The 20530-nt window shown below is 36.4% G+C and carries 17 protein-coding genes; 8 read left to right on the top strand and 9 right to left on the bottom strand.

Going from position 1 to position 20530, the window contains the following annotated elements:
- Positions 1-74: 74 nt before the first annotated feature.
- Positions 75-683, bottom strand: a complete 609-nt coding sequence (locus tag JEP40_RS16120; protein WP_198624378.1) for a TfoX/Sxy family DNA transformation protein — start codon at positions 681-683, stop codon at positions 75-77.
- A gap of 231 nt (positions 684-914) precedes the next feature.
- Here JEP40_RS16120 and sulA point away from each other — a divergent pair, with 231 nt between their 5' ends.
- Together sulA and ompA are read left to right on the top strand one after the other, a co-directional pair.
- Positions 915-1466 carry an SOS-induced cell division inhibitor SulA gene (gene sulA, locus JEP40_RS16115; protein WP_198624377.1) on the top strand — a complete coding sequence of 184 codons (552 nt, stop codon included), beginning with the start codon at positions 915-917 and terminating at the stop codon, positions 1464-1466.
- A 349-nt stretch (positions 1467-1815) separates the two neighbouring features.
- Positions 1816-2907 (top strand): porin OmpA, encoded by a 1092-nt coding sequence (gene ompA / locus JEP40_RS16110; protein ID WP_198624376.1) that lies wholly within the window; start codon positions 1816-1818, stop codon positions 2905-2907.
- A gap of 186 nt (positions 2908-3093) precedes the next feature.
- On the opposite strand, the gene matP is transcribed toward ompA, so the two are convergent.
- Positions 3094-3555, bottom strand: a complete 462-nt coding sequence (gene matP / locus JEP40_RS16105) for a macrodomain Ter protein MatP (protein WP_072069645.1) — start codon at positions 3553-3555, stop codon at positions 3094-3096.
- Positions 3556-3919: 364 nt separating this feature from the next.
- Between matP and JEP40_RS16100 the strand changes: the two genes are divergently transcribed.
- The 5 genes from JEP40_RS16100 to JEP40_RS16080 all read left to right on the top strand — a co-directional run bounded on the left by JEP40_RS16100 (position 3920) and on the right by JEP40_RS16080 (position 9975).
- Positions 3920-5662, top strand: coding sequence for an AAA family ATPase (locus JEP40_RS16100; RefSeq protein WP_198624375.1), 1743 nt, complete (start codon positions 3920-3922; stop codon positions 5660-5662).
- A gap of 83 nt (positions 5663-5745) precedes the next feature.
- The gene (gene fabA, locus JEP40_RS16095) at positions 5746-6264 is read left to right on the top strand and encodes a bifunctional 3-hydroxydecanoyl-ACP dehydratase/trans-2-decenoyl-ACP isomerase (protein WP_198624374.1); all 519 of its coding nucleotides are present in this window, start codon (positions 5746-5748) and stop codon (positions 6262-6264) included.
- A gap of 405 nt (positions 6265-6669) precedes the next feature.
- The gene (locus JEP40_RS16090) at positions 6670-6933 is read left to right on the top strand and encodes a YtcA family lipoprotein (protein ID WP_198624373.1); all 264 of its coding nucleotides are present in this window, start codon (positions 6670-6672) and stop codon (positions 6931-6933) included.
- 12 nt (positions 6934-6945) lie between these two features.
- Positions 6946-7974 carry a multidrug transporter subunit MdtN gene (mdtN, locus tag JEP40_RS16085; RefSeq protein WP_198624372.1) on the top strand — a complete coding sequence of 343 codons (1029 nt, stop codon included), beginning with the start codon at positions 6946-6948 and terminating at the stop codon, positions 7972-7974.
- 6 nt (positions 7975-7980) lie between these two features.
- A complete protein-coding gene (locus tag JEP40_RS16080) occupies positions 7981-9975 on the top strand; it encodes an FUSC family protein (protein WP_198624371.1) in 1995 nt (664 codons plus the stop codon).
- A 166-nt stretch (positions 9976-10141) separates the two neighbouring features.
- On the opposite strand, the gene rmf is transcribed toward JEP40_RS16080, so the two are convergent.
- From rmf to rlmKL, 7 genes are all read right to left on the bottom strand, one after another.
- Positions 10142-10312 carry a ribosome modulation factor gene (gene rmf, locus JEP40_RS16075; protein WP_023581348.1) on the bottom strand — a complete coding sequence of 57 codons (171 nt, stop codon included), beginning with the start codon at positions 10310-10312 and terminating at the stop codon, positions 10142-10144.
- 473 nt (positions 10313-10785) lie between these two features.
- Positions 10786-11199, bottom strand: a complete 414-nt coding sequence (locus JEP40_RS16070) for an ASCH domain-containing protein (protein WP_198624370.1) — start codon at positions 11197-11199, stop codon at positions 10786-10788.
- A 99-nt stretch (positions 11200-11298) separates the two neighbouring features.
- Positions 11299-11871 (bottom strand): membrane integrity-associated transporter subunit PqiC, encoded by a 573-nt coding sequence (pqiC, locus tag JEP40_RS16065; protein WP_198624369.1) that lies wholly within the window; start codon positions 11869-11871, stop codon positions 11299-11301.
- Positions 11871-13523 carry an intermembrane transport protein PqiB gene (gene pqiB / locus JEP40_RS16060; protein WP_198624368.1) on the bottom strand — a complete coding sequence of 551 codons (1653 nt, stop codon included), beginning with the start codon at positions 13521-13523 and terminating at the stop codon, positions 11871-11873. Before pqiB ends, pqiC begins: the two co-directional genes overlap by 1 nt.
- Entirely contained in the window at positions 13516-14805 is a 1290-nt protein-coding gene (gene pqiA / locus JEP40_RS16055) for a membrane integrity-associated transporter subunit PqiA (protein ID WP_198624367.1), read from the bottom strand. Before pqiA ends, pqiB begins: the two co-directional genes overlap by 8 nt.
- 90 nt (positions 14806-14895) lie before the next feature.
- Complete coding sequence (locus tag JEP40_RS16050) at positions 14896-16827, bottom strand: ABC transporter ATP-binding protein (RefSeq protein WP_198624366.1); 1932 nt, start codon at positions 16825-16827, stop codon at positions 14896-14898.
- A gap of 6 nt (positions 16828-16833) precedes the next feature.
- Positions 16834-18948, bottom strand: a complete 2115-nt coding sequence (rlmKL, locus tag JEP40_RS16045; RefSeq protein ID WP_198624365.1) for a bifunctional 23S rRNA (guanine(2069)-N(7))-methyltransferase RlmK/23S rRNA (guanine(2445)-N(2))-methyltransferase RlmL — start codon at positions 18946-18948, stop codon at positions 16834-16836.
- Positions 18949-19055: 107 nt separating this feature from the next.
- On the opposite strand from rlmKL, the gene JEP40_RS16040 reads away from it, so the two are divergent.
- Positions 19056-20204 (top strand): YcbX family protein, encoded by a 1149-nt coding sequence (locus JEP40_RS16040; RefSeq protein WP_198624364.1) that lies wholly within the window; start codon positions 19056-19058, stop codon positions 20202-20204.
- Positions 20205-20530: the final 326 nt, after the last annotated feature.

Raw genomic sequence — 20530 nt, 5'->3', positions numbered from 1 at the left:
ATTAATGCCTAATCGACGTTATTTTCTCTAATTTCCTATGAGGATTAGAGAAAATAACTGTCGCTAGGTTTATCTTATTGAAAAGACAATTCATTATACCAATCTAATAGCTCAGCTTTAAGCTGATTGGGTAACACTGAACGATGACACCCCATTATTGCCCCTGCCAATGAAAGTAGAAGTTCACTATTTTTTAAATTATGACTGCGCATTAATTTCAAATAACAGGCTTTAGCACCAATAAGTCGTAACTCTTCAACTTTATTAACACCAATTTGGCTTAGCCTTTTCTCTAATATAATGCCTAAATTAGGTAAATCTTTTATTCGACATGGCCTTTTTCGTTGGCCTAAATACTCTTGCATGCTGTAGTGATATGACAAATCAATATATTGATCTAATTTTTGCTGATTTTCCCATAAAAGATCTGTAATTTTATAATAACGTAATGTTATTGGTTTCCCTTTTTTCAGATAGATATAGGCTTCCATTTTTGTTGCCTTATAAAGCGTCTCTAAAAAATCACTTCCTTTTAAATAAAGTTGATTATCAGACGTGATAGCAAACATAACGTCATCAATCATTAAGCTAACACCACCAAATTGAGACTTTGTTGTTAACTCTCCATATTGCGCAATGCGCGATAACAAATGAGCCTTCCGTTGCTCAGGTAAAAATGACATTAAAACTCCAACATAAATATTGATGTGAATCTTTTATCTTTGAATTCAAAAACATACATATAAAACTTACCATAAAGACAATAAAGAATTTCTTTTTTATTGCCAATAGTTAACAGCTTGAAAATAGAGATTTACATAAAATTTGAGAGGAACTTTCAAAAAATTGAGCTTGATTTAAGCGAAATTTAGAGATACTGTATATTCATACAGTACATATAGGCAGAGGTAAATATGAAAATCTCAACATCATCTCCGACAAGACAAAACACCATTCTCCAAGAGATCTCGAATGAGGTATTACCTCTATCTATCCCTTCAGCAATGGTTAATCCTGATAGTGATAATAAACAAGGCATGGTAAGTGAACTTCTCTACCAAAATCCGCTCGTTATTAACCACATTCTTTTGCCATTACTAAAACAGTATAGCCATGAATCACGCTGGTTACTGTGGTTAAACCCACAACAAAAACTCAATCGCTCTTGGCTAAAAAATGTCGGATTACCTCTTGATAAAATAATTCAACTAAATCATATAAATACAATAAATACGGTTGATTTAATGGAAAAAGCATTAATGAGTGGTAATTACAGTGTCGTTCTAGGTTGGTTACCAGAAATATCGCCAGAAGAGATGAAAAGATTAGAATCTGCTGCAAGTAAAGGTAAAAGCTTGGGGTTTATCATGCGTCAACAAATTAATACAAATATCCATTTAGAAAGCACTAATATATCTAAACGACATTTGAATTCCGTAAAAATTCATTCAATTCACTACCATTAGTGAAATTTAAGAGTTTTCCTAATACTCAGAACACCTCGATATCATTTAAGATAAGTCAAAAGTATTTATAACCTAAATCATATAGTTACAATAAATTTAACAAAAATACAGAATCTTACCCATTGTGGAATTAGGCAGATCTTTTTAAAATTTTAAGTCGAATTTTAAAGGATTACTTGTAACTTTTTAAGTTCATTGTAGACTTTATGTCGTTAAGGTTATGCTTTAAATCCCATTTTTTGGGATCATCATTTGATGAAAGTATTGGATTCCTAACAATAATTTAACCAAGGGCAAATAATAAGGCTTAAAGCCAAATGCCTAACTTGGATGATAACGAGGCGTAAAAATGAAAAAGACAGCTATCGCATTAGCAGTGGCAGTGGCAGCTTTCGCAACTGCAGCGCAAGCAGCTCCAAAAGACAATACCTGGTATACCGGTGGTAAATTAGGTTGGTCTCAATACCAAGGTACTAGCAACCATTTTGATGGTACTTCTATCGGTAATGGTAACACTCACCGTGATCAATTAGGTGCAGGTGCATTTGCTGGTTATCAGTACAACCAATACTTAGGTTTTGAACTGGGTTATGATTGGTTAGGTCGTATGACTTATAAAGGTTCATATGACAATGGCGCATTCCGTGCTCAAGGTATCCAATTAACTACTAAATTAAGTTATCCAGTAATGGAAGACTTAGACGTTTATACACGTTTAGGTGGTATGGTATGGCGTGCAGATTCTTCTGCAACAGTTGCTGCTACCTCTCCAGCTCCAACTCAGAAAAACTTCTCTAATAACGACACTGGTGTTTCTCCAGTATTCGCATTAGGTACTGAATACGCGATCACTCCAAATATCGCTACTCGTGTTGAATATCAGTGGATCAACAACATTGGTGATAAAGGTACTCTGAATGCACGTCCAGACAATGGCATGCTGAGTGTTGGTGTTGCTTACCGCTTCAACCAAGACACTCCAGCTCCAGTTGTAGCTCCAGCACCAGTTGTAGCTCCAGCGCCAGTTGTTGAGAACAAAACCTTTACTCTGCGTTCAGACGTTCTGTTTAACTTCAACAAATCTACTCTGAAAGCTGAAGGTCAAGAAGCTCTGAATGGTCTGTACAATGAACTGGCTAACATCGACCCAACTCAAGGTCGTGTAGTAGTTATCGGTTACACTGACCGTATCGGTTCTCAAAACTACAACCTGCCTCTGTCAGAAAAACGTGCTCAATCTGTAGTTGATTACCTTGTATCTAAAGGTATCCCTGCAAACAGCATCTCTGCAGAAGGTCGTGGTAAAGAAAATCCAGTTACTGGCAACACATGTGACAACGTTAAAGCTCGTTCAGCTCTGATCGATTGCTTAGCGCCAGACCGTCGTGTTGAAATCGAAATCCAAGGTACAACTGAAGTTGTTGTTCAACCTGGTAAATAATTCAGATAGTAGAATAATCTACTGTTGATGAATTCAAAACCCTGCCAGAGGCAGGGTTTTTCTTTATGGAAAGAATAAATATACAAACCAAAAATAGAGAGACAAAGATTGGATAAATAAAAAAGGTATGAAGTATCACAATAAAAAGAGGTGTCGTTAACACAAATAAAACAAAAACAATATCGATTACTTTTCTTTATCTCGTTCTAATAATTCAATTAACCCATCTTTTAAACTGTGTACTTTTAAAGCGTATTGCTCTTTTCGTTCAGCATCTTCAATTAATTGTACTATTGTTTCTGATAATGTTATTCCTCGGCGTTGTGATAAAGCCGATAAGCGCTGCCAAACTTTGAACGTTAAATCTATTGATTTTTTTCGTGTATGTTGGTGCTCTGCATTAAAATACCGCTTTCTACGAGCACGGATAGTTTGCTTCATCTTATTGGATAGATCAGGATTCATATGCAAATCTATCCATTCTAAAACTTTTAATGGCTGTGATTCTATTAGCAATAATTGCTCAACAACCTCATCAGCCGCACTTTTTTCAATATAACGGGTAATTAACTCACCTTCACGGTGCTTTTTAACAAGATATGCCCACTTCCAGCCACATTCTAGATTCTCTAATTGTTGATATTTCATACAAATCCCCGTGACAACGTAACTATATACTAGCATATCAACAATTTTACAAAAATACTGCCACTGAACTAAAATTTTTCGCCTATTTTATAAGCAAGGATATTTTGGATAGTCTTTTTTTATCAATTAATAACAAGCCTTGATAAGGGATAGTTTTCTGGGCACGTTATGATAGAATCGTGCGTCGCTATAATAAAACCTGATGACTAATCTGTTAGCTCATTATTATAAGGTAGTAGCGATACATATTCCCTGCCTATGCAGTTGATGACAGTTAAAGAACCGTCTTATTGCAGGATAGATACCCACTTATAGTGGCATCTAATAAATCTCTTTTCACTAACCAATAATAAAAACGGTAACCTTGAAAAACAACGAATTAGAATGGCAGGCGTTACGTCCTGATTACGCCTCCTACCAGACTTTCTTTCAAACAGCATCTCAATTACCTGCATCTCTACTTCGTGAGGTTCAGCCTCGCCTGTACGAAAGCCTACAATGGCTAAATAATGCAGATTCAGGCCAATTTATGCTGTTAAAAGCCGATGATTCTACCGCTTACTTTGATATGCTGACAGACACGTTAACGCAATCAGGGATCAAAACCTATCCAGTTGTTGGCGCCTATCAAGCAGAGTCAAATAAAATCTATTGGCAAGAAAATGTACAAGGTGCATTTTCATCATCAGAATCTATTACTTGCTGCCAGTGGATAGAACCTGAACAACTCTTTGGCTCTTTCTATTGTCATAAAGATAATGTTACTGTCAGCCCTGGCCTATTACATAAAGTTAATGGCGGAATTCTCGTTCTCTCCATTAAATCTTTATTAGCTCAACCATTAATGTGGTTTCGCCTAAAAAAAATGGTTGAAGAGCAACGCTTTGAGTGGCTTGTCTGGAATGATAGTCAATCATTGCCTTTACCCATTGAAAGTATGCCTCTCAATCTGCGAGTGATTTTAGTTGGCGATAGACTAAGTCTTGAAGAGCTCGAATTTATGGAGCCAGAATTAAGCAACGTAGCTTTATATGGCGAATATGAATACGATATGTATTTAGAAGACGAAACAGCACTTTCTCAATGGTGTGGTTTTGTAAATGCATTGTGCCAAAAATACCGCCTCCCCTCTTTATCAGCAGATGCTTGGGAAGTGTTATTAACACAAGCCGCAAGACAACATGAAGATCAGTTGATATTGAGCTTAGATTTAGAATGGATCTTACGTCAACTCCGTTACGCAATGCGTTTTAATCATGATTCTTATCTAAATGCAGACGCGCTAAAAAAAGCAGAAGAAAATCGCTTATGGCGACATAGTTATCTGTTAGAACGTAGCCGTGATGAAATTTTACAAGATCAGGTAATGATACAAACAGAAGGTGAAGCTGTTGGCCAAATCAATGGGCTTTCTGTCTTAGACTATCCTGGTTATCCTGATTTAATTGGTGAACCCACTCGTATAACTTGTGTTGCACATATTGGTGATGGCGAGTTTACTGATGTTGAACGTAAAGCTGAGCTTGGCGGTAATCTTCATGCTAAAGGAATGATGATCATGCAAGCTTACTTAAACTCAGAATTGCGTTTAGACCAACCACAACCATTTAGCACTTCTATTGTTTTTGAGCAGTCTTATGGTGAAGTGGATGGTGATAGCGCTTCTCTCGCTGAACTGTGCGCATTAATTAGTACACTTGCACTGCAACCTATAGACCAACAAATTGCGGTAACGGGTGCGGTTGATCAATTTGGTCAAGTTCAGCCTATTGGTGGCGTAAATCAAAAAATCGAAGGTTTCTTTGATATTTGCCAACAAAGGGGATTAACTGGATCACAAGGTGTAATTATTCCTCTCGCGAATATTCGTCATCTAGTGCTAAATGAAATTGTTCAACAAGCCGTCAAAGAAGATAAATTTCATATTTGGCCTGTAACACATGTCGCTGAAGCCATAACATTACTGACTCGTCAGCCATATCATGAAGATCAATGTGAGCCAGAACAATCTGATGCACACTTGTTAGCTGTGATCCATGACCGTATAATGCTTGCAAATAATCAAGATAGACCTAAGTTGCCTTGGTTCTTACGTCTATTCAGATAATTCTGTTTCAAGTGATCGGAGTTGTTCAGCGTACAAGTGTAAGCTATTCTGTTACCTTACACTTGATAAAGGCTATATAGACAATGGTTGATAAACGCGAATCTTATTCTAAAGAAGACCTCATAGCTTCAGGCCGTGGTGAATTATTTGGCCAAGATGGCCCACCACTGCCGTCTGGCAATATGCTAATGATGGATCGCATCATTAAAATGACTGAAGATGGCGGCACCCATAATAAAGGCTTTATCGAAGCAGAATTCGATATCAAGCCAGACTTATGGTTCTTTGATTGCCATTTCGTCAATGATCCTGTGATGCCGGGTTGCTTAGGCCTTGATGCCATGTGGCAACTTGTTGGTTTCTATCTTGGTTGGCTTGGCGGTGAAGGAAAAGGCCGTGCTCTTGGTGTAGGTGAAGTTAAGTTCACTGGACAAATATTACCAACTGCCAAAAAAGTTACCTATAAAATTGATTTCAAACGTGTTATCAATCGTAAGCTAATTATGGGTATTGCCGACGGTGAAGTGTATGTTGATGGTAAGCTGATTTATGAAGCAAAAGATTTAAAAGTTGGCTTGTTCAAAAATACTAGTAACTTTTAATTAAGAGCTATGCTTATTAACACCATATGATAATAAGCACTATGATATTGGCTAATATACGAATTAAATAATATAAAATTTTTAGTATTCATTACTCAGGCCTGATTTTGACTATAAATCGGGCTTTTTTATTGCCCTTTCTTTAACACGGTGTTTCACTTTAAATTCATAGGCCGTTTATTATCTTGTTTTACTTACGATATTTGTATTTAAAAGCAAATCATTCTTTATCAGACCATCACTATTAGATGGGTATTAATATTATCTTAAAAAAAAATATAAATATAAATATAAATACTTAGGAATATTTTCTCGTATTTTTCACTTATTTATTTAACTTATGTTTGCATATCTTACCCTATTATATGTAATAATAAGGTAATTCTCACTAGAAAATAGGCTCCTATGAATAATATAAAATTAACACAAGTTGTATTAATAATAGGCCTCCTAACAGGATGTACACCAGCGCCTTCTATTGTCATGTTTGGGGCGTCTTTTCCTGATTGGTTACTATGCTCTGGAGTTGGTATCATTGGTATGATTTTAATGCATGTGCTCTTATCTAAATTTAAATTAAAATTTTTACTTTACCCTACTCTCATTGTGTATCCATGTATTACGGCATTAATAGCAATGCTAACTTGGTTATTGTTCTTTCCAAAATAAAAAGGCGGAAACATGGTATTATTACGTAAGTTATATGGTGTTCTACTCCTTTTAGCTACACTTTTAGTTTTATGGATCGTACTTTGGAATATCAATAATGCACCTCGTACTGATGATGCATATATTTATGCAGATACCGTTAACATGGTTCCGGAAATAAATGGAAGAATTATTGAATTACCAGTAGAGAATAATCAGTTGGTTAAAAAAGGTGATCTTTTATACCGCATCGATCCCCAAATATACCAAAATGACTTAAAGTATAACTTAGCTAAACTCGATACTTTAAATGAGCAGATAATATTAACTCAACGCACAGTCGATGCTCAAAAGGCAAATGCTGAAGCTGTTACAGCTCAGGTAGAAAGTGCAAGAGTTCAATTTTTACAATCTGATGATTCATATCGCCGTAAGCTGCCTTTATTTAAAAAAGGCTATGTCTCTAAAGATGAACTTAATATCGCCGTCACAAAAAGAAATAGTGATGAAGCAACTTATAAATCAATGCAGCTACAAGCCCAACAAGCCGCTTTGGCCGTTAGTGGTATTGAAGCGCTAGAAGCTCAGCGCAAAGAAGTCGCTGCATTGATAGAAAAAGCCAAAATTAATATTCAATATACTGAAGTTAGAGCACCTTTTGATGGAAGGGTCACCTCATTAAAAACAACCGTAGGACAATATGTCTCCCCTTCTAAAGCAGTCATGACACTTATTGATACTGAGAATTGGTTTATCGTTGCAAATTTCCGTGAAACAGAATTGAAAGGTATACACAACGGTTCATCTTCGCGTCTTTTTGTTATGAGTGATACCAGTAAATCTTTCGAGGGTGTTGTTGACTCTATCAGTTTTGGTGTAAATCCGACAGATGGTGGCCTTATTATTAGTGGTCTTCCTTCTGTAAGTCGTTCTATTAACTGGGTTCATGTTTCACAACGTTTTCCTGTAAAGATACGAGTTATCAATCCTGATCCTAATTTATTTCGTATTGGTGCATCCGCTATTGCTATTGTTTATCACGACAAAGAATCTGGAGCATAAATTACAATGAAGGAGACTTTAATAAATAGATTATATAATAGCCTGTTGTCTTATCCAGGTAGAGGAAACCAGACGGCACGCACCGTTATTTCCTGCGTGCTGGTTGTGATTATATCACTGTCATTACAGGTGCCTTATATTCCTCTTTCTATTATTATAGTTTTCTTCCTTACTCAAGCCAATGTTGTTATTACCAAAATAATTGGTATCTTATTTATTATTTCTGGTTTTGTCGCAATCTTTATTTCGCTTTTAATTATTATTATTACTTGGAACTCTCCATTTTTACGAATATTATTATCTTCATTTGTTTTTCTTGTCAGTTTTTTCTTAATGCGAACAACAAAAGTTGGTATTTTATTCTTTGTTATTTCTATCGTTGTTATATATACCCAATCATTAGTTGATATTATCCCTGATGCCGAAGTGCTTGTCAGAGCCATTTTATGGGTATTAGTTTCTGTAAACTATACCATTGTCGTTACCTTAATTGTTAATACACTATTACTTCCCGCAGAACCAGATAAGCAACTTCATAATTTTTTATCATACCAATTATCTACTATTAATAAATGCATAGATCCATCGATAAAATCGAGTGAAGAAGATCATAGTTTGCTTAAAGTCGGCATGGATTTACAAGCCATGTATAAATACTTAAGATTTAGTATTATGCGACATAAAGATGGAATATTCGATAAACAATATTATGTTAATAAAGTTACTATAATCTCTGAGTTAAGATCATTATCTATTGGCTTACCTTATGAATATGATAATGAAAAAGATAAAAAACTTGCTACTGAGCTATCGAATATTATAAAAACATTACAAACTTCTTTAGATAAAAAAGAGAAGCTAGAATATACTCTCTCTGATTTAGAGTTAGCCAACAATGCGATTTTAAATAAAATTTATTTTTTATTAAAAAATCATGCTAAAGATATTGAACATCATCAAAATGATGCTGATGTCGAATCCATATTAAAAAAAGTAACGCCACCAAAAGAAAATTTTTTAGTTGATGATGCTTTTACAAATAGTAAATATATTATATTTGCATTAAAAACATCATTTACAGTTTTAATTAGCTACTTTATTTACACATTAACTGATTGGTCTGGTATACACACCTTTATGTTAAGTTGTCTTATTATCGCTCAACCTGGTTTAGGAAATATTCAAAGAAAAATAATACTGCGTTTAACGGGGGCTAGTATTGGTGCTCTACTCGCATTATTTGGTATTATGTTTATAACTAATCAAATAGATTCTATTTTTGGTTTATTACTTTTTGTGACTCCAGTATTTTTACTTGGCTCTTGGGTTGCGACAGGGCAAGAAAATATTAGCTATGCAGGTATACAAATCGCCTTCACCTTCGCACTTGCTGTATTAGAAACTACAGGTCCAGTCTATGAATTAACAGAAGTCAGAGATCGTATCATCGGTATTATCCTTGGTATCATTCTTGGTGGTGCTGTACACACCTTTATTGCACCAGAAAGAGAAGGCTCTATCATATTAAATAAATTTGTGTCTATTATTGAATTGATAAGAAAAAAATGGAGTCCAGATATAGAACAGCGCTCAGAAACTACTAGAGAAGATATAGCGATCCAATTATTCGAATGTAATGAACTTATATCAAGAGTGAGTATAGAACCAACCTGGATGAATAATGAGGGTGGTCATGACTCATTTAGCCAACATGTCCAAGAGCTTTTCTTATCACTCAAAGACATTATTTATAGCTATGATAAACTATTGTTACAATTCGATAATTGCAAAAACTCTTTGGATACAATTAATAAAGAAAAGATAATTGATATTATAAATAGGTATAAAAATAATTTACTCCTTGTTTCTCTTTTATTACAAGGTGCTAGAACAAATCGCCCTAATTATCCTGATATTTCTCATATTGAAGATAAGCAGTTGCGCATAGCAATGCAAAATGTAGAACGAAATATGAATAGCTTTTTTAATGCAGGATATTAGGGCTGAAAAATACTCTCTCAATACAATCAATGATTTTTATTGAGAGAGTCTTGTAGAAGTTAAAATGAGATAAACAACCCAAAATCAATTAGTAAATAGCAATAATGTGGACACAGACCTACCACAATAATGAGTTATTTTAAAATATTAAACTATAACGGGTCGTTTATTTGACTAGACTTGGGCGATCTTCCATGGCCTGTCGCCAGCCTCCCAGCCAATGTGAACGCGCGTCAATCGCGAAATAAGGACAAAGCTCTTTTGAACGGCCTTGCATACCAGCTTGATAACCTTTCGATAATGCTCTTGCTAAACGATCTCGTTTCTGTCTTTTCATATCTAGACAATCCTCACGTTCTAAGTTTAAGCGGAAAGATAATGATTGTTTTTCCAACAACCATTATAAATTGATACGCTTTATTGAGCATTTAAGCAAGTAAAGAAGTTAATACAAATGTCATATTTGTGAAGCCGAGCTAAATTTAACTTTAATAACATTTGTTACCATTAATTTTATTTAATAAGTATTTGTAGAATTATTTTAGAATTTAAAATACTTAGAATAAACATCTCTTAACGGATTGATTTGAATTGATTTTTAAAGATACTAGATAATAATATCTATTTTTATCTTGGATAAGCGACAAATTAAATAAACAAAAATAATATTTATTTTTAAAGTAATGTCAATATAAGCTATTATTGGTCGATATAATTTTTTGCTCTTTTTTTACTTATTTATAGAAAACCTTATTAAAATCACCTTTGTTTTATTAAGGAATTAGCCATCGTCGAAAGTAAAATAAGCTATTAATACCTCTTACATACTTCTATTAATTCAAACTCTTCAAATACCAACTCCATATCTTCTGAAAAATGACCTTCTCGAGTAAAGAAGGTTTTATGCCCGTCTTGCCAATATGCCAAACTTAAATCCCCTTCCCCTTCTCTCTTAGCTTGTTCTTCAGTGACTTCATTAAAACGGATTAACTGCAAAGAACGTGTGCGAATAACACAAACAGGCTCATTTTGACTATTTAGAATAATGCTAAAACCACCAATAACAGGACTAACACTGTCACTAAAAAAACCGCTTAATGAGCTACACGTTGCCGTTTTTTTTCCTTCTACCACCAGCCCTGCAAGTTCATCCGCTAACTGAGCATTATCACCAAATGACCAGTTGATCGCAGAGGGATATTTCTTTTTAAGCATTTCTAACATAGAGTTTCCTTTTTTGTTTTTTAAATAAACAAAACCCAATATCCAACTTAAATACGATTCAAGAGAATATTGGGTTTGAATAAATGTATGCTAAGTCAGTTAGTATTGAGCTTGAATTGTTGTCGCAATATCAGAAACAACCTGCTCCCAGCCTTGTCCTAATGTACGAACTAAAGCAGGATAACCATCTTCTGTTTGTGTTAGCACAAGGGAGAATGGCTGACTAATCACTTTGCTATTCTCAGTATAAATCCAGTCACCTGAAATGATCACTTGCCCATCATAACGACCTTGAAAGTAATTAACAGTAACTGTTAATTTTGCCAAATTATCTTCGATCGGTTGGTTCGCAACAACGGTTCCTGGTAATAATTTTGTTAAACCTGAAATGAGGTTCTGTTGTAATTGCTGATCAAGTGGATTTATCCATAAATGCTGATTTGCTACGGTATAGTTAATATCTGTTGTTTGATAAACAATACCAGCATTAACCAGCATATTGGACAAACGGATCGGCTGAACCCAGATTTGAGGCTTTTTCGCTGACTGTGTTGTCGTGACTGGTGCTGATACTTCTGTTTGGTAAATATCAGGTAACTGATAATAGGTTTTCTCAGTTTGGCTTGAACATGCCGTTAACATCAAAACAAATATCCCAATGATGTATCTCATTATTTTTCAGCCCTCTTTGGTTCTGGATCTTTACCTTCCTTCGCCTCAAAAATTAATGCATTACTTTTATTGTTCAATGTTTTCAATAAAGGCTGCATTTCTCTTAAAACCTGATCAAGCTGCTGCATATTATCGATCATTTTTCCGTATGCCGGAGAACCTGGTTGGAAACCTTGCATACTGCGATTGATCTCTTTCAATGACTGTTGAATATCATTAGGAAGATTTCTAAATTCATCATTGCCAATCATGGCATTTAATGCTTTCAGTGTTTCTTTTGCCTCAGTTACTGCTTTTTGGCTCTCAGATAAAGTCGCTGTCATCTCTTTAAGCATCGGTTCAACAGGAAGATTGTTGATCTTATCAAGCGATGTCATTACTTTTTGCTGAATTTGCGCTAAACCTGAACTAGCAGTAGGAATTTGTTGGAAACCAGCGACCTCTTGAGGCCCTTCCCATTTTGTTTCGTCTGGATAGAAATCAAGATCAATATACAGAGCACCCGTTAAAAGATTTCCTGATTTTAATGAAGCTCTTAGGCCATTATTAGAAGCTGAAGAGATCTCTTTAACAAAATCAAAACTTTCGCCAACATCATTGGCAAAACGTTCTGGTTCAACATGGATAAGCACTGGAATACGAAAATCTTTATCTAGTGATTGTTGCATTTCTTTCGTGTAATAAGGCACTTGCACAACAGTCCCCATTCGAATTCCTCGGAATTCAACTGGTGCCCCAGCCTGTAACCCTCTTACTGAATCAGAGAAAAACATGATGTAACTGCGATAATCGGTATATAACGAGTTTTGAATACTCTTTTCATTATCGTAGAGCTTAAATTCTGTTTTAGGTGCAATTTGTTCACCAGGCAACCAACCCGCCGGCACATCAAAACTCACTCCACCACTAAAGAGTGTAGAAAGTGACGCCATTTCAACGCGCACGCCAGATGAAGACATATCAAAAGCAATTCCCGAATCTTTCCAGAAACGAACATTGGATGTCACCATTTTGTCGTAAGGTGCTTTAATAAAGAGTTGATAATGCATGTCTCTGCTATCAATGTTGAATTCACTGGTTTCAACAGAGCCAACTTGATAACCTCTGAATAAAACAGGATCTCCCGCATTTAACTGCCCGGCTCTTTCACTTACCAAGTTTATGCGAATACCTTTTGCATCAGGTGAAGCAAGAGGAGGTGCATCAAGAAGATTAAATTCATCTTTCTCTTTACCAGTTAAACCTGGTTGTAATTCAATGTAGGCACCTGACAGCAAGGTGCCTAAACCTGTCACCCCTTCTTTACCTATTTGTGGCCTTACAACCCAAAAAGCAGTATCTGATCGTAATAGCTCATCCATACCTGTATCTAGGCGCGCATTAATAATAACGCGACTATAATTACTATCAAGAGTGACACTTTCAACTAAACCAATATCTACACTACGACTTTTGATTTTTGTTTTGCCAGCTTCAATGCCCTCAGCATTATAAGTAATTAAGGTAACCTCTGGACCTTGATGGCTGAAATGATAATAAAGTATCCATGCACCAATCAATAAGGTGACAAGCGGTATGATCCAAACTGGAGACCAGCTTTTTAGTTTGTTAATTCTTGCTTCTGTTAAAGCAGTTTCATTCTTTTCAGTCACCCTTAGGCTCCTTAATCATCGGTTTATCATCATCGGCTGTACATTTATCCCACGTCAACCGAGGATCAAACATCATTGCAGAGAACATCGTTAATACGACAACTACTGCAAATAGCACTACACCAAAATCTGGGTAGATGCTCATCAGACGTCCCATTCTGACTAATGAAGCTAAAACAGCGATAACGAAGACATCAATCATTGACCAACGTCCTACATATTCAACAACTTCATAGAGAAAGTGCATTCTAGCGGGATCTCTTTTACCATTGGATTTGTGTGCATCCCAACACAGCCAAGCAATTGCTACCATTTTCAAACTTGGCACCATAATACTGGCAATAAATATCACCATCGCAACAGGATAAGAGCCATCTTCCCATAACAAAATCACCCCAGCCATAATAGTAGAGTAAATATTATTACCTAGCGATTCAGTCACCATAATGGGCAATAAATTTGCAGGGATATAAAGAATAAGTGATGTAATCAACAGTGAGACTGTCCATTGCAAGCTTTTCGGTCTTCTTGCATGCCCTTTAACTTCACAACGACTACATTCATATTGCGTAGCGGGTAAAATCGCAGTACATGAGCGACATAATCTTACGCCTTGTTTTAATCCCGATTTACCTGATTCAATATTAGGATAATCAGGGCGAGGCTCTAATTTTTCCCATAGTGTATGTCTATCAAGGCACTGAAAGGCGCGGATTTGAAATAAACAATACAAAACATAAGGTAAAAAGCTTAACCCTAAACCAATATCACCATAAGCCATTAATTTTACAAAGCTAACTAAGATCCCCGCGAGAAAAATCTCCGCCATACACCATGATTTAAGTTGGAATAAAATACGAGATAACCAGATTTGTAATTTTTTAGGTAGCTTGATTGGGGTACACAGTAATAAGATTGCCACCATACAAAAAGCGGGCACAATTTGAACAAAAAGTAAGAAAAAAGCGCCCAATTCAATGTACTTTTCACTAAACATCACTCTTGGGATCTGCATCAATGTTACGTTGTTAGCAATACCAGCAACTTCCATACTAACAAACGTAAACTGACTTGCCATCAGTAACATAAATAATGCACTGATTGCCAATGCTACAGGTTGATAAAAAGGTTGGCGCCAACGTGCCGTTAGTACTGTGTGGCAACGAGGACATGTTGCTTTGGTTCCTTGCACTAATTCAGGAACACTGACCACCAGATCGCACTGAGGACATAATATTTGCTCATGCTTATGTTCATGACGATGTTGTTGACCAGAGCACACAGTGACACCTCTTATTTTTTTAATGATCAATAAAAGAATATTTAATCCAGAAAGTGAAACGGGGCAGATGCCCCGTTTTCGGCTGACGATTTATTCACCGCTTTGCATTAGTTCTAACTCTTGCCATCTATCAAAAGCGGTTTCAAGCTCTTGTTCTTTATCTGCAAGTGTTTTTAGGACTTTTTCAGTCTCCTCATGGGGACGAGTAAAGAAGTCTGGGGCACTCACTTCTTCTTGCAACGCACTTAACTGTGTTTCTAAACTTTCTAGCTTAGCGGGCAATTGTTCAAGTTCACGAGCTAAATGATAACTTAACTTGTTGCCACTACGAGTATTCTTTTTAACGCTATCTTTAGTTTTAGCTTCTTTTTCAGCTTTTTCTGGTGCATTACGCGATTTATTTTGTTCACTTTTCAGTGAAACTGTTTGTGCTCTTTGTTGCTGAGCATCGTAATAGCCACCTACATAACTATTAATAACGCCGTCACCTTCAAAGATCCAACATTCAGTGACACTATTATCAACAAATTCACGGTCATGGCTAACCAGTAAAACAGTGCCTTGATACGCATCCACGAGTTCTTCTAATAACTCTAATGTTTCAACATCAAGATCATTGGTTGGTTCATCGAGAATAAGTAAATTGCTTGGTTTTAAAAACAAACGAGCCAGTAATAAACGATTTCTTTCACCACCAGAAAGTGCCCGAACAGGTGTCATTGCACGCTTAGGTGGAAATAAAAAGTCTTGTAAATAACCTAATACATGGCGGGGACGACCATTAACCATCACTTCTTGCTTACCTTCAGCAAGGTTATCCATCACAGTTTTATCTGGATCAAGTGTTGCACGGTGTTGATCGAAATAAGCCACTTCAAGTTTAGTACCACAATGCACTCGGCCACTGTCAGCTTTTAAATCACCTAACATCAGTTTTAATAATGTGGTTTTACCACAGCCATTTGGCCCCACCAGCGCAATTTTATCACCACGTTGTACTTTGGCAGAGAAATCACGAACTAACTTGCGGGTTCCAATGCTGTAATTAACATCTTCTAGCTCAAATACAATTTTACCAGAACGAGTTGCTTCTTCGACTTGCATACGTGCACTACCTAATACTTCACGGCGTTCACTACGTTCAACTCGCAATGCTTTTAAAGCACGTACACGACCTTCGTTACGAGTACGTCGTGCTTTAATCCCTTGGCGTATCCACGCTTCTTCTTGCGCTAATTTACGATCAAACTCTGCGTTTTGTTGCTCTTCAACACGTAATGCTTCTTCTTTGCTCTCAAGATATTTATCGTAATTTCCCGGCCATGAAGAGAGTTTGCCTCGATCAAGATCAATAATACGGGTTGCCATATTTCGAATAAATGAACGGTCATGGGAAATAAATACGATACTTCCTTGGAAATCTTTTAAGAATTTCTCAAGCCAAAGGATTGTTTCAATATCAAGGTGGTTTGTTGGTTCATCTAAAAATAGCACTCTTGGTGCGCTGACTAATGCGCGTCCTAAGGCTGCTTTTCTTAACCAACCACCCGATAAAGAAGAAAGCTCAGCTTCACCATCTAAACCTAGTTTCTCTAGGACTTCTGCAATTCGGCTATCAAGCAACCATAAATTACGACTATCGAGTACTTCTTGCAGTTCTGCCATTTTATTGAGATTTTTATCAGAAGGATCTGTCTCAATCAATTTAGAAATATGGTGATAATCCGTTAGATATTTAGCATCTTCTTCAACACCTTCGGCAACAAAATCAAAGATAGTGCCTTCAATATCTCTTGGGGGATCTTGCTGTAAGCGGGCAGTTACTAGATCTTGCTCATAAACAACTTGACCATCATCTAAAGGTTGTTCTTTAGATAACACTCTTAATAACGTTGATTTTCCTGCACCATTGCGCCCAACTAAACAAACACGTTCATTTTCTTCAATAAATAAATCAGTGCTATCTAATAATGGAGCGTCACTGAAAGATAAATAGGCTCCTGTCAAACTAATTAACGGCATTGTAAATTATTCCTCACCAGCATGAGTTAACAGCCAGCAATTGTGGATTTGGCGGTTACGCGCAAAGTCTTGTGATAATGTTTTCTGTGTTATCTCTTTTGCGGATAATCCTATTTTTGCTAACTCTTCATGTTCCATTTTGAACCCACGTTTGTTATTTGAGAACATGATCGTGCCACCTTTTCTCAACAAACGTTTTAGATGTTTCATCAATTCAATATGATCACGTTGAACATCAAAGGTATTTTCCATACGCTTTGAGTTAGAAAACGTAGGTGGATCGATAAAAATCACATCAAATTGTTCATTGCTTTGCATCAACCATTGCAAGCAGTCAGCTTGCATTAAACGATGTTGTCTACCTGATAGACCATTTGCTTGGAAGTTTTTTTCTGCCCATTCAAGGTAGGTACGAGACATATCAACTGTCGTCGTACTTTTTGCACCACCAATCCCCGCATGTACTGATGCAGTACCGGTATAAGCAAAGAGGTTTAAGAAATCTTTTCCTTTGCTCATTTCACCCAGCATTTTTCGTGCAATACGGTGATCTAAAAACAGTCCTGTATCGAGGTAATCCGTTAGATTTACCCAGAATTTTGCACCAAACTCATCAACTAAAAAGAAATCACCCTTCTCAGCCATTTTTTCATACTGTAATTTACCTTTTTGGCGTTGACGAGTTTTTAAAATCAGTTGGTCAGAACGTAATGCTAATACTTCCATCGTAGCGCTAATAACATCAAACAAACGTTGGCGTGCTTTATGTTCGTTAACTGTTTTAGGTGGTGCATATTCTTGAATAACCACTTTTTCGCCATAACGATCTACAGCAACATTATATTCAGGTAAATCAGCATCATATAAGCGATAGCATTCAATTTGCTGTTGTTTTGCCCATTTCGCGAGTTTTTTCTCATTTTTACGCAAACGGTTTGCAAAATCTTCAGCAAGCCCGGTGTTAATCATTGATGGAGTATCAGAAAGTAAATAGTTTTTCTGTACACAATCAAGAGGGCCATTTTTTGCTTTGAACTCACGTTCTGCACGTAATTGAATACAACTCAATAATTCAGGTGATGCACTAAATAGCGATAATCGCCAACCTGGAAAGTGTGCCTTTATAGCTCTTCCTAATTGACTATGCAGTGCAATTAGTGCTGGCTCACTTTCTAAGCGTTCACCATAAGGTGGGTTACTGATAATCGTTCCTTTTACTTCCGCTGACACAGGATTAGTCAGTTTTGCTGCATCACCATGAGCAAAGGTAATTAAATCAGCAACATCAGCTCTACGCGCATTAGCTCTTGCCATATCTAACACACGTTTATCAACATCAAAACCATAAAAACGAGCAATTGTATTCTTTTTGCCTTCACGAAAACGAGCAAAAGCCTCATGAGTGACTTCTTTCCATAATGCTTCATCATGACCTAACCAATGACGAAAGCCCCAATTCACTCTATTTAATGCTGGAGCACAGTCTGTCGCCATCATGGCCGCTTCAATTAATAATGTTCCTGAGCCACACATTGGGTCGATTAATGGTGTATCGGTTTTCCAACCTGAACGCATAATAATCGCAGCCGCTAAATTTTCTTTTAAAGGTGCTTGCCCGGTTAAATCACGATAACCACGCTGATGTAAACCATCACCACTTAAGTCTAAAGAGAGTGATGCTTTTTCTTTATGAAGATGGATAGTTAAGCGGATATCAGGAGATTGCTTAGCTACATCAGGACGTTGCCCTATTTTGCGTTGAAATGAGTCAACAATGGCATCTTTTGCTTTTAATGCACCATATTGGCTATTACGAATAATGTCATTCGTACCATTAAAATGGATAGCAAAAGTCTGATTAACAGTAAAAATCTCACTCCAATCAATTGCCTGCACACCAAGATATAAGTCTAGATCACTATAAACATTGAATTCATTTAACGGCAACATGATTCGTGACGCTAAACGACTCCAAAGCAGAGACTGATACATGGTTTTATCATCAGCACGAAAATAAACACCGCCTTGTGTTATCTGGCAAGCCTGAGCACCTAAGTGTTCAAGTTCAGATTTTAATAATTCTTCCAGACCTCGGCCTGTGCTGGCAAACAGAGAGCGCATAATATTGTTACCACCTAAAATAAAATTGTTGGGCATTATAGCTAATTGTATTACGTTGTCATAAAGTTACTGGCTATAAAAAATAATAATGTCTTTTGGGAGCACTGATGATCAACGTTTCACGCCTTTATATACACCCAGTTAAATCAATGAAGGGAATTCGACTTTCTCATGCATTTGCTCGTGAGAGCGGATTCACGTTTGATCGTGATTTTATGATAACTACCCCTGAAGGGACGTTTATCACGGCACGAAAATTTCCCATTTTGCTGTGCTTTATTCCCACTGTCATGGCAAATGGTATTTATATTCAAGCACCTGATGGTGAGGGTATTGCTATCACCTATCAAGATTTTGAGACCACATTGCAACCGACAGAAGTTTGGGGCAACCATTTTACCGCGTATGTGGCGCCAGATGAAATAAATCAGTGGTTCAGTCGTTATTTAAAAATGGATGTTCAACTTCGTTGGACTGGCGAAAAATCGACACGTCGAGTGAAAAAAAATCCAGAAACCGCTGTCTCTTTCGCTGATGGTTACCCTTACTTATTAATTAATGAAGCCTCATTTCAATACTTACAACAGCGTTGCTCTGCTTCAATTAATATTGAGCAATTTCGAGGTAATATCCTCATAACAGGTGCAAAGCCTTTTGAAGAAGATACTTGGCAGACTATTCGTGTTGGCTCTGTTGTGATGGATCTAATGAAACCATGTAGCCGTTGCATTATGACCACAATTAGTATTGATAAAGGTGTAAAACATCCTAACACAGAACCACTTGCAACACTGCAAACATTCCGTAGTGATGAAACCGGTGATGTCGATTTTGGTCAAAATGTCATCATTCGTCAAACGGGTATTATTCGTGTGGGAGATACTGTTGAGGTATTAGCGTATAAAAAAGCGAAACAGTATCTTGTAACAGCACCTGTTGAAACACAATCAACACTTATTGTTGAAAACACACAAGAACAGACTGTTAGTATTGAATTTAATGGCGAGGTTTTCGTAGGTAATAACCAAGAAGTCCTGTTAGAACAGCTTGAAAATAATGGTTATACCATTCCTTATAGTTGCCGAGCGGGTCTTTGTGGCTCTTGTGTTATCCAATTAGATGAAGGTGATGTTAATGCATTAAAAGCTGGAGCAATTAAACGCTCAGGCAAAATCCTAGCCTGTAGCTGTGTTCCTAACGGTAATGTGAAACTTTCACTTAAAGATAATAAAAATCAAATTGATATGAACAAATAAATTAAATAAAAAACTAAATATAAACACAGTTATGTATGATATATATCGTTATAGGTAAATATTAAATTGATTAATTTTACCTCATTCGTATATAACTGAGTTTATTGAATTCTTAGGCTCAAGTAAGCTTCCTCAATATTCATTACATTGCCAGTCGTTATGGTTTGCCAAAAACTATTATCTTATTAAGTATAAAGATAATAAAAAGGATTTTATTGAGGATGAGTGAGTTAAACTTATTTTTTTGCTAGGACAAGTTAGGCATAATAAAAAAGCCTCTATTAAGAGACTTTCAAAATGAAATAAACAGATATTATATATGCTTA

The organism is Proteus vulgaris, from assembly GCF_016239305.1.
Classification (GTDB): domain Bacteria; phylum Pseudomonadota; class Gammaproteobacteria; order Enterobacterales; family Enterobacteriaceae; genus Proteus; species Proteus vulgaris_C.
This window is presented reverse-complemented; position numbering and strand designations above follow the sequence as displayed.

Bases quoted from the DNA above. Each gene is read 5' to 3' on its own strand.
- rmf (WP_023581348.1), bottom strand. From the start codon at position 10,312: ATGAAAAGACAGAAACGAGATCGTTTAGCAAGAGCATTATCGAAAGGT.
- JEP40_RS16070 (WP_198624370.1), bottom strand. From the start codon at position 11,199: ATGTTAGAAATGCTTAAAAAGAAATATCCCTCTGCGATCAACTGGTCA.
- pqiC (WP_198624369.1), bottom strand. From the start codon at position 11,871: ATGAGATACATCATTGGGATATTTGTTTTGATGTTAACGGCATGTTCA.
- JEP40_RS16090 (WP_198624373.1), top strand. From the start codon at position 6,670: ATGAATAATATAAAATTAACACAAGTTGTATTAATAATAGGCCTCCTA.
- mdtN (WP_198624372.1), top strand. From the start codon at position 6,946: ATGGTATTATTACGTAAGTTATATGGTGTTCTACTCCTTTTAGCTACA.
- matP (WP_072069645.1), bottom strand. From the start codon at position 3,555: ATGAAATATCAACAATTAGAGAATCTAGAATGTGGCTGGAAGTGGGCA.
- JEP40_RS16050 (WP_198624366.1), bottom strand. From the start codon at position 16,827: ATGCCGTTAATTAGTTTGACAGGAGCCTATTTATCTTTCAGTGACGCT.
- JEP40_RS16080 (WP_198624371.1), top strand. From the start codon at position 7,981: ATGAAGGAGACTTTAATAAATAGATTATATAATAGCCTGTTGTCTTAT.
- sulA (WP_198624377.1), top strand. From the start codon at position 915: ATGAAAATCTCAACATCATCTCCGACAAGACAAAACACCATTCTCCAA.
- JEP40_RS16120 (WP_198624378.1), bottom strand. From the start codon at position 683: ATGTCATTTTTACCTGAGCAACGGAAGGCTCATTTGTTATCGCGCATT.
- JEP40_RS16040 (WP_198624364.1), top strand. From the start codon at position 19,056: ATGATCAACGTTTCACGCCTTTATATACACCCAGTTAAATCAATGAAG.
- fabA (WP_198624374.1), top strand. From the start codon at position 5,746: ATGGTTGATAAACGCGAATCTTATTCTAAAGAAGACCTCATAGCTTCA.
- rlmKL (WP_198624365.1), bottom strand. From the start codon at position 18,948: ATGCGCTCTCTGTTTGCCAGCACAGGCCGAGGTCTGGAAGAATTATTA.
- ompA (WP_198624376.1), top strand. From the start codon at position 1,816: ATGAAAAAGACAGCTATCGCATTAGCAGTGGCAGTGGCAGCTTTCGCA.